This window comes from Streptomyces sp. NPDC050504 (assembly GCF_044458065.1).
Lineage (GTDB): Bacteria > Actinomycetota > Actinomycetes > Streptomycetales > Streptomycetaceae > Streptomyces.
In genome coordinates, this window is the sequence record NZ_JBITHO010000006.1 from 730,746 (window position 1) to 738,845 (window position 8,100).

The window sequence follows — 8,100 nt, forward strand, 5'->3', positions numbered from 1 at the left end:
CGCAGCCCGTGACCCGCCGTGCGGTGCCGGTCCGCCGGACGGGCCCCTGCCCCTCGTCGGCGAGGAGCCGCGGGCCCCTGCCGTACGAGGCTAGTTCGATTCGCCCCAAGGGCCGAACCTTTCCCCCGCGCGCCGCCCGGTGCCTCCCCGCCGCGCCCCTCCGCGTCCCACCGAGCCTCGCTGTCCGTCGCTGCCCGTCGCTACTTGTCGCCGCCCTTGCGCCTGGCGTTGTTGAGCGCGTCCACCGCGCCCTTCGCGTCGCCGATCGTGGCGTAGTCGACGGCGACGAAGTTCACCGGGCGCCCGCGTTCCCGTTCGCAGCGAGCGGCCCGGTCCAGGACGTAGGCGCGGGCGTTGACCTCGCCCGCGTCGAGCCTGCTGCCGCCGTCGCGGGTGATGAAGTGGTTGAGCAGGAACAGCCGCTTGCCCGTGCCGCCCCGGTGCGGCACGCAGGACATCTCGGCGGGCTTGCGGAAGGCGAACGGGGTCTCCATGCCGTACGCGTAGAAGTTGCGGTACCAGGGCGCGGGACCGTCCGCCTGCTCGGCGAAGACCACCAGGCGGTGGTTGTCGCGGATCATGTCGCCGAGCTTGGGCCAGGGCTTGGCCGGGTCGGCCTGCGGCGTCATCAGATAGCGCTCCAGGCCCGCCTCGCGGAAGGCTCCCGCCGTCTGCTCGCCGGTGATGGCGTCCTGAACGATCAGGGTGACGACGTCGCCCCTGTTCTCCTCCAGCCAGGCGCCGATCTCGCGCAGCGCCGGCACCAGCGGCGTCGCCCCGGCCCGGCAGACGCCGTGGCAGAGCCACAGTCCCGGCCTCGGCGGGTTGGCCGCCTCGCTCAGCGCGCGGATCTGTTCCTTGAGCCCCGGCGCGAACTCCGCGATGCGCAGCCGCTCGACGGCTTCCTCGGGCGTCTCCCAGGTGTACGTGTCGATGAGCAGGGCCCGCGCGCCCGCGTTCAGCTGGGCGGTGATGCCGGGGTCCTGGAGGGGGCCGATGTAGCGGTCCTCGGTGGTCGACATGGCGTTGTGCGTGGCGAGGTAGGCGACCTCGTCGTAACGCCGCTCGCAGAGCGCGGCCGAGCCCAGGCACAGGTCGCCCGCGCCCTTGCCCGCCGCGCGCGGCACGAAGACCGCGCCCGCGACGGCCCCGGCCACCACGAGCGCGGCGGCCGCGGCGACGGCGCGCACCAGCGCGACCCGGGCGCCCGCCGGGCTCGCCGCGACGCGCGGCCACAGGTGCGCGCCCGCCGCGAGCAGCAGCCCGGCGGTCAGCGGTGCGGCGGCGGTGAGCAGTCCGACCGAGAGCAGGCTGCCCGCCGCCCGGTGCTGGACGTCGTCGGTCAGTTCGGCGAGCGAGGGCGGCCAGGAGGCGGGCGGTTCCCGCACCAGGTCGCCGAGCTGCCCGTACGCCAACAGCACCACGAGGCCCGCGAGCAGTCCCCCGGCGGCGAGCGCGAGGCCCAGCGCGCGCAGGCGGCGGGCCCAGCCCGGCGGTCCCTTCCACAGGAAGAGGCCGATCGCGACGAGCCCGGCGGCGAGTGCGGCGCCGCGCATCACCTCCAGGCCCAGATGGGTGAAGGCGCGGGCCGCCTTCACCGGGCCGAGGTCGACGCCCTCGGCCTCCAGGTCGGGCACGATGCGCCACTGTCCGTTGTCGGTGATCCCGGCGAGTTCGCGCCGCGCCTCGGGTGCCTTGTCGCCGATCAGGTAGGGGCCGACAGCGGCGAGCGCGGTGGCCGTGTCGCCGCTCGCCAGCGCCGCGGACACCTGCGGGCGCAGCGCCGGCCCGACGGACTCCGGGAGCGCCCCGACGAGCAGGTCGGTGGCCTTGCGCGCGGTCGCGGCGCCCAGCTTCAGCTCGGGCAGCGCGACGGGCCTGCGGCCCGCAGCGATGTCGCCGAGCGCGCCGGACAGCTGTCCCATGAAGGCGGGGAAGTCGGCCGACTGGCGGCCCTGGGCGGTGGCGACGAGGTCGCCGAGGTAGATCTGCGCGACGCTGCCGATGTTCGTCAGTACGGGCGTGAGGTCGACGCTCACCCCGAGCCGGTCGTCGCGGCCGCGCAGGTAGTCCAGGCCGTGCCCGATCTGTTCGTCCACGAGGGTGCGCAGGGTCGCGGGCGGCAGGACGGTGCGCAGGTTGGCGGTGATCAGCGACTGCGGCACGGGGACCCGGCCCAGCAGGTCGCGGGTGACGCGGGCGGCCTGGGGGTCGACGAGCACCTGGTCGTACAGCCGCTCGTAGGCGTCCTCCTCGTCGAGGACCGACTGGTAGTACGCGCGGTTGAGCACCGTGCTGTCGGCGGTGCCCGCCAGGGTGAGCAGCGTGACGCTCAGCGCGGTCACGACGAGCGCGACGGCGTGGGCGAAGCGGCGGAGGCCGGGGCGGGCGGTCGCCCGGCCGCCCCACCACGTGCGCGGCATGGGTGGGGCTCCTTCCGATCCCGTTCTCGTGTCGATTGCTCCAGTATCTTCCGATTTGAGCATTCGTCGGCCGGTGCGGCCACCGGCGCGCACGGGCGGTCGCCACCGGCGCGCACGGGACGCCGCCCGCGGTACGCGTGTCCGGAAGCGGCCGACGCATGCGGGCAAATCGGCGAACGGCCCCCGTCGCCCGCACCCCCGAGATACGTTACCCGCCAGTCATTTACCTCTCCGGGAGCCTACGTGACCGTCTGGGCAGGCCGTACCGCCGTCGAAATCGCCGCAGCCGTGAGGGAGCGGCGGATCACCCCACGGGAGGTCGTGGCCGCCCACCTCGCCAGGATCGAGGCGCTGGACGGCCGGGTCGGGGCGTTCCGCAGCGTCCGTGCGCAGCGGGCGCTCGCCGAGGCCGACGCGGTGGGCACGCGGGCCGACCTCGGGGAACTGCCGCTGGCGGGCGTGCCGGTGGCCGTCAAGGACAACCTCGCGCTGCGCGGCGAGCCCACCCGCAACGGCACCGCCGCCTCCTCGGACGCGCCCGCCGACGAGGACCACGTGACCGTCGCCAGGCTGCGCGCGGCGGGCGCCGTGGTCGTCGGCAAGACGAACGTGCCCGAGCTGTGCGTGTTCGGCACGACCGAGGGCGTGCACGGCACCTCCCGCAACCCCTGGGACACGCGGCGCACGGCGGGCGGTTCGTCCGGGGGCAGCGCGGCGGCGGTCGCGGCCGGGATGGTGCCGATCGCGCTCGGCAACGACGGGATGGGCTCCATCCGCATCCCGGCGGCCAACTGCGGTCTCGTCGGGCTCAAGCCGGGGTACGGCAGGGTGCCCGCCGGGATCGGCAACGGCGACTGGTTCGGGATGTCCGAGAACGGCCCGCTGGCCACCACGGCGGCCGACGCGAGGCTGCTGTTCGCGGTGCTCGCGGGCGAGGACCGGGCGGCGCTCGCCGCGGAGCGCCCCGAGCCAGGACCGCTGCGCGTCGCGCTGTCCACCCGCAGCCCCATAGCCGGAGTGCCCGTCACCCTGCCCTACGCCCGCGCCGCCCACGAGGCCGCGGCCCTACTGGCGCACGCGGGCCATCTGGTGACGCGCGCCCACCCCCCGTACCCGCTCTCGCTGAGCACCATCGCCCTGGCGCGCTGGACCGGCGGCACCGCGTGCGACGCCGAGGGTCTGGACCCGAGCCTGCTGGCGCCCAGGACCCGCAGGCACGCCGCGCTCGGGCGGGCCGCCGAACGGGCCGGGCTGCTGCGAACCGACCACCGCGCGCTGCTGCGCAAGCGGCTGACGCCGTTCTTCGCGCGCTACGACGTGCTGGTCACCCCGACGCTCGCGCGGCGCGGACCGGCCGCGGCGCCCTGGCACGAGCGCGGCTGGTGGGGCAACGTCCTGGTGAACACGGCGTACGCGCCGTTCACGCCGCCGTGGAACCTCACCGGCTGGCCCGCCGTTTCGCTGCCGGTGGGCGTCCTGCCCGGCGGCGCGCCGTGCGCGGCGCAGCTGGTCGGCAAGCCGGGCTCGGAGCACCTTCTGCTCGACCTCGTGGCGCGGATCGAGGAGCTGCGCCCCTGGCGGCGCACCGCCCACGAGCTGCTCAGCAGGGCTGGCGCCACACCCCGAGATCCAGCTTCTTCCGCATCGAGCTGAGCCCCAGCTTCTGGGTCCGCGCGCAGAAGTCGCCCACCGGCAGCTTGTACTCCACGTGCAGCACCGCCTTGCCCGCCTTCACGAACGGCGTCAGCTGCTCGCAGTCGTCGTACTGCGCGCACTCCTCGTTGACCGCGAACTCGAAGTCCTCCACCAGCTCCGGGATCTGCGGCAGGTCGTTCTTGAGCCCGACCGACAGGCCGCGCTCGTGGCCGAGTGCGGCGAGCATGCGGTTGTACGCGAGCTGGTGGGCGCCGGTCAGCGGAAAGCCGGTGTCGTTGAGGTAGGCGTCCATCAGGTCGGGTTCGACCGCGTCGAAACCGCGTTCCGCGCACAGGTCGAAGCGCTTGGCCATGAGCGGGCGCAGCAGGTCGACGCGGCGGATGTCCAGCCAGCGCTCCCCCGCCCAGCCGTTGGACTTGCCGAGGAGGGCCTTGGGGAAGGCGTCCTTGTCGGGGCGCCAGTTCTCCCAGGCGCCCGCGTTGATGTAGCAGATGACCTTGCGGCCGTCGGCGTGCAGCTTCGCGACGGTCGCGGCGTCGTTCTCGAAGCCGTCGATGTCGTAGACGGGGACGTCGACTCCGGTGTCGGCCTTCCCGTTGAGCTGCCACTGCCAGGCGGTGCCGACGGCGGGCCGCCACAGGCCGCCGGGCGCCGCCGAAGAAGGAGGCGCGGGGTCCGGCTCCGCCTTCCCCTTCGTGCAGGCCGCGACCAGGAACAGCAGGGCGAGGAGGGGCAGGAGCAGGGGCCGCGAGCGGGTCATGGGTCCTTCCGGTGCAGACATACTGCCGACTGGCACAGCCCCGACCGTACGCGGTGGATCAGGTGACGGGGGCGGCCGGGGTGACGTCGTGCCGTCCGGTGCGGCGCCGCGGGCCCCTGCCTGTCGGTGCGCGCGGCCGCGCGCACCGACAGGCGGAGGCGCGCACCGGAACGAGGGGTCTCATCGCACGGCGGATGCGGGTGCGGCGGCCGCCCAGAGCCCGGCCAGCGACTCGGCGAGCGTGTAGCGGGGCTCCCAGCCGAGCGCGGCGCGCGCGACCGTGGTGTCGGCGCACTGCCAGGACACCGCGTCCGGACCTGCCGGGCCGCCGCCCGGCGTCTCCTCGAAGCGGCCGGCGGACCCCGCCGCGAGCACCAGCCCGTGGGCCAGGTCGCGCACGGGCGTGGCCTGCCCGCTGCCGACGTTCAGGACGGGCGGCAGCGGCGCGGGAAGGGTCGCGGCGAGCACGGCGGCCCGCGCGACGTCCCGTACGTCGATGAAGTCGCGGTACGCGGAGAGGTCCCCGACCCGCGCGGTCCCGCCGCCCGCCCCGCGCAGCTCGGCCGCGAGCCTGCCGGGCAGCCCCGCGACGGGCGCGCCCGGTCCGACGGGGCTGAACACGCGGAGCACCACGGCCCCGCTGCCCGAGCTGGTGACGGCGACGGTGCCGGCGAGCTTGGTCGCCCCGTACGGGCCCTGCGGCCGGGTCGGGGCGGTCTCGGCCACGGAGACGCCCGCCGGGGTCGGCCCGTACTCGGCGGCGGATCCGATGTGGACGAGGCGCGCGGTGGGCACGGACTCGCGCAGCGCCTCGCAGAGCGCGGCGGGGCCCCGGGCGTTGACGTCGGTGAGGGCCACGGCGGTGCCCGCGACCAGGCCCGCGCAGTTGACGACCGCGTCGGGTGCGGCCGAGAACAGCGCGTCGGCGAGGGTGTCGGGGTCCGCCGTCAGGTCGAGCGGCACGTCGGCGGCCGGTGACCGGCCGCCCGCCAGCAGCCGTACGCCCAGCAGGGCGCGCAGCTGCGCGGCGACGTGGCCGCCCAGGAACCCGGTGGCGCCCAGGACGAGTACGCGCACCGTCGCTCACGCTCCCCTGAGGAGCGGGTCCGGAACCGGACCGTCCGATCGGCCGGGCGCGCGCCCGGCGAGGATCGCGGTGTGCATGGTGGCTCCCCTGGGTGTCGTGTGGGTGCGAGTGCGGAGTGGCCATGGGGAGCTTCTCGGCCACGGCCCGGGTGCTCCGGACAGAGCGTGCCGAGAGCACTCCCGGCACGCCCGACCCCCCGGCGGGCAGGGCGTCTGGCGGCCGCCCCGGCGAATCCCGCTCTGTCGGAAGACATAGTGGGGTGCGCGATGGAGCTTCTGTGAGGGGATCGTGAAACCTGGCGAGAAACACTCACCGCCCGACGGGGTCCCCGCCCCCTCCCGCGCCCCGTCGCGTACCGGCCACGGAACCGGCGTTCCGGCACTCCGCCACAGCTCATGGGAGCTGAAAGCGTTTACCGGCCCGACCAGCCAACACGCCTGGTCCAGTCCTGAGGAGAACCCCGTGGACCCCCTACCGTTTCAGCCACCCGGCACCCCCGTGGCGGTACCGCTTGAAAGATCAAAACCGGGGCGGGTTAGCATATGAGCGCCACCTAGCTCGAAAGAGAAGCCTGTGACTGTCAACGACGACTCGTTCACCAACTGGAAGATCCGCGAGGAGATCGCGGAGTCGATGATCCCGATCATCGGGAAGCTGCACAGGGAGCGGGACGTGACCGTCCTGCTGCACAGCCGCTCCTTGGTGAACAAGTCGGTGGTGAGCATCCTCAAGACCCACCGCTTCGCCCGGCAGATCGCGGGCGAGGAGCTCTCGGTCACCGAGACGCTGCCGTTCCTCCAGGCCCTCACGACGCTCGACCTCGGCCCGTCGCAGATCGACCTGGCCCTGCTCGCGGAGGCCCACAAGGCCGACGACCGCGGACTGACCGTCGAGCAGTTCACCGCCGAGGCGGTCGCCGGTGCCATCGGCGCCAACAAGACCGAGCGCCGCGACGGCCGCGACGTCGTCCTGTACGGCTTCGGCCGCATCGGCCGCCTCGTCGCCCGCCTGCTCATCGAGAAGTCCGGCTCGGGCAACGGCCTGCGGCTGCGCGCCATCGTCGTGCGCGGCGGCGGCGAGCGGGCCGCCGAGGACATCGTGAAGCGCGCCTCGCTGCTGCGCCGCGACTCGATCCACGGCCAGTTCCAGGGCACGATCACCGTCGACGAGGCGAACAGCACGATCGTCGCCAACGGCAACGCGATCAAGGTCATCTACGCCAACGACCCCTCCGAGGTCGACTACACGGCGTACGGCATCGACAACGCCATCCTGATCGACAACACCGGCAAGTGGCGCGACCGCGAGGGCCTCTCCAAGCACCTGCGCCCCGGCATCGACAAGGTCGTGCTGACCGCCCCGGGCAAGGGCGACGTCCCCAACATCGTGCACGGCGTCAACCACGACACGATCAAGCAGGACGAGCAGATCCTGTCCTGCGCCTCCTGCACCACCAACGCGATCGTCCCGCCGCTGAAGGCGATGGCCGACGAGTACGGCGTGCTGCGCGGCCACGTGGAGACCGTCCACTCGTTCACCAACGACCAGAACCTGCTGGACAACTACCACAAGGCCGACCGCCGGGGCCGCTCCGCGCCGCTCAACATGGTCATCACCGAGACCGGTGCCGCCTCCGCCGTCGCCAAGGCGCTGCCCGACCTCAAGGCCCCGATCACCGGCAGCTCGATCCGCGTGCCCGTGCCGGACGTCTCGATCGCCATCCTCAGCCTGCGCCTGGGCCGCGAGACCACCCGCGACGAGGTGCTGGACTACCTGCGCGACGTCTCGCTGCACTCGCCGCTCAAGCGCCAGATCGACTTCACCACGGCGCCCGACGCGGTCTCCATGGACTTCGTCGGCTCGCGCCACGCCTCGATCGTCGACGCGGGCGCGACCAAGGTCGACGGCGACAACGCGATCCTCTACCTCTGGTACGACAACGAGTTCGGCTACTCGTGCCAGGTCATCCGGGTCGTGCAGCACGTCTCAGGCGTGGAGTACCCGACGTACCCGGCGCCGCTGGCCTGACCCCGGGCGCGGCACTCCCGCGACGCACACGGCCGGGGGGGGGGGGGGGGGCGGCGGCCCGCCCCCCCCCCCCGGGGGCCGGGGGGGGGCGGGGGGGGGGGGCGGGGGGCGGGGGCGGGGGGGGGGCGCGGGCCGCGGGGGCCCCC

General features: G+C 74.2%; 5 protein-coding genes. 2 read left to right on the forward strand and 3 right to left on the reverse strand.

The features are described from left to right. Window positions 1-200: 200 nt before the first annotated feature. Entirely contained in the window at window positions 201-2,423 is a 2,223-nt protein-coding gene (locus ACIBNE_RS25845) for a hypothetical protein (protein WP_399275395.1), read from the reverse strand. A gap of 243 nt (window positions 2,424-2,666) precedes the next feature. On the opposite strand from ACIBNE_RS25845, the gene ACIBNE_RS25850 reads away from it, so the two are divergent. After that, window positions 2,667-4,076, forward strand: coding sequence for an amidase (locus tag ACIBNE_RS25850; RefSeq protein ID WP_399275397.1), 1,410 nt, complete (start codon window positions 2,667-2,669; stop codon window positions 4,074-4,076). Here the strand turns inward: ACIBNE_RS25850 and ACIBNE_RS25855 are convergent. Then, complete coding sequence (locus ACIBNE_RS25855) at window positions 4,024-4,839, reverse strand: endo alpha-1,4 polygalactosaminidase (protein ID WP_399275399.1); 816 nt, start codon at window positions 4,837-4,839, stop codon at window positions 4,024-4,026. The genes ACIBNE_RS25850 and ACIBNE_RS25855 overlap by 53 nt on opposite strands. A gap of 180 nt (window positions 4,840-5,019) precedes the next feature. Next, a complete protein-coding gene (locus ACIBNE_RS25860; protein WP_399275401.1) occupies window positions 5,020-5,916 on the reverse strand; it encodes an NAD-dependent epimerase/dehydratase family protein in 897 nt (298 codons plus the stop codon). A 583-nt stretch (window positions 5,917-6,499) separates the two neighbouring features. Here ACIBNE_RS25860 and ACIBNE_RS25865 point away from each other — a divergent pair. Next, window positions 6,500-7,954: a glyceraldehyde-3-phosphate dehydrogenase gene (locus ACIBNE_RS25865; RefSeq protein ID WP_399275403.1), complete on the forward strand. Its 1,455-nt coding sequence runs from the start codon at window positions 6,500-6,502 to the stop codon at window positions 7,952-7,954. The last annotated feature ends 146 nt before the right edge of the window (window positions 7,955-8,100 follow it).

Coding starts and splice junctions, on each gene's coding strand:
- ACIBNE_RS25845 (WP_399275395.1), bottom strand. CDS start 2,423: ATGCCGCGCACGTGGTGGGGCGGCCGGGCGACCGCCCGCCCCGGCCTC.
- ACIBNE_RS25855 (WP_399275399.1), bottom strand. CDS start 4,839: ATGACCCGCTCGCGGCCCCTGCTCCTGCCCCTCCTCGCCCTGCTGTTC.